Annotated in this window: 2 protein-coding genes; one reads left to right on the forward strand and one right to left on the reverse strand. The window is 69.3% G+C overall.

Annotated elements, in window-relative coordinates; all coding sequences use genetic code 11:
• Nucleotides 1–1,410, reverse strand: a 1,410-nt coding sequence (gene rpoN / locus AC1D15_RS30205; RefSeq protein ID WP_477828927.1) for an RNA polymerase factor sigma-54, incomplete at its 3' end; no start/stop codon positions are given.
• A 191-nt stretch (nucleotides 1,411–1,601) separates the two neighbouring features.
• Between rpoN and AC1D15_RS30210 the strand changes: the two genes are divergently transcribed.
• On the forward strand, nucleotides 1,602–1,789 hold a 188-nt coding region (locus AC1D15_RS30210; protein ID WP_477828928.1), incomplete at its 3' end, for a PA2169 family four-helix-bundle protein.

Raw genomic sequence — 1,789 nt, forward strand, 5'->3', positions numbered from 1 at the left:
GCGCGCCACCGTCAGGCCCTGGCGCGTCAGCAGCTTGGCGATCTGGGCGTCCGACAGCGGCTTCTTCGGGTCCTCCGCCTCGATGATCCCCTGGATCACGCCGCGCACTGCGGTCGGGGAGGTGCTGCCGCCGCTCGCGGTGTGCATGCCGCGCGAGAAGAAGTACTTCAGCTCGAACACGCCGACCGGCGTCGCCATGTACTTGTTGTTCGTCACCCGGCACACGGTGGACTCGTGGATGCCGACCTCGTCGGCGATCTCGCGCAGGCCGAGCGGCTTCATCGCGAGCGGACCGACGTCGAGGAAGCGGTGCTGGCGCTTCAGGATCGCCTGCGCCACCGACAGGATGGTGGAGAAGCGCTGCTGCACGTTGCGCACCGTCCAGCGGGCGTCCTGCAGGTGGGCCGCCATCTCGCCGTGGCCGCCGCCGCGGTGCTGCTGGAACAGGTTCGCGTACATCTGGTTCAGCTTCACGCGCGGGATCACCGCGTGGTTCAGCGCGGCGGCCCAGGTGCCGCGCACCTTCTTGACGATCACGTCCGGCGTCACGTAGTTCAGGTTCTCGGCGCCATGGCGCCAGCCCGGGCGCGGGTCGAGGTGGCGGATGCGCTCGCAGGCGGCGTGCACGCGCGTGGGGGGCTCGCCCAGCGCCTTCGCGATGCCGGCGATGTCGCGCTGCGCGAGTTGCGCCAGGTGCTGCGCGACGATGCGCCCGGCGAGCGCACGCTCGTCGGCGTCCTCGATCTGCGGCATCTGCAGCAGCAGGCATTCGGCCACGCTGCGCGCGGCCACGCCGGCCGGCTCCAGCGACTGCACCAGCTTCAGCGCGGTGTTCATCTCGCAGGACTCGACCGCCGGCGACAGCGCGGCCAGCGTCGCCAGTTCATCGAGGCCGGTGCGCAGGTAGCCGTCGTCGTCGAGCGACTCGATGACCGTGCAGGCGAGCGCATGGTCGCGCTCGTCCAGCGGCAGCATGGCGATCTGCGAGCGCAGGTACTGGCGCAGGTCGATGTCGGCGGCCACCAGCTCCATCGCGCTGATGTCGCTGTCGCCCGAGCCGCCGCCGGTGCTGCCCGGCCCGGCCTGCCAGCTGTCGCGCTCGAACGCCATGTCGGTCTCGGCCGACGGCGGGGCCTCCATCGCGGTGTCCATCGTCGCGTCATTGGCCGGTGCGAGCGTGTCCGCCTCGGCGATCGGCACGGCCTCGGACAGCGCCGGGTCGAAGGTGGCGGGTGCGACGACGTCGGGGCCGGCCTCCTCGAGTTCGAGGAACGGGTTGGTCACCATGCTGTCGCGGATTTCCTGGACGAAGTCCTGCGACGACAGCTGCAGCAGGCGCACCGCACGCTGCAGGCGCGGCGTCAGTCCCTGGACTTGCCGCGCCTCGGTTCGAAGGGTCGGTGCATTCATTCCGCGGTCTCCTTGAGATTGGTTTTCATGATCCCTGGTGATCCCCGGCGGAAGCTCGTCGTAGGACGATGCCTCGCAGGGAAAACATCTCAGTCATCGCTCTGCAACACATGTGCCACCGAGGGCCGCGGGCACGCCAAGTGCCGGAGGAGGGTACGGGCCTCACGGCCTCCAACTGAAAGGAATTGACCATGAGCCACGATGACATCGTCGACACCCTGAACGACCTGATCGAGACCTCGAAGGACGGCGAATTCGGCTTCCTCGCCTGCGCGAAGCACGTGCAGTCGGAAGAGCTGCGCACGCTGTTCACGCAACGCGCCAACGAATGCCGCCGCGCCGCCGAGGAACTGGCGCCGCTGGTCGCGCAGTACGGGGG

The organism is Rhizobacter sp. P2_H2, from assembly GCF_056403375.1.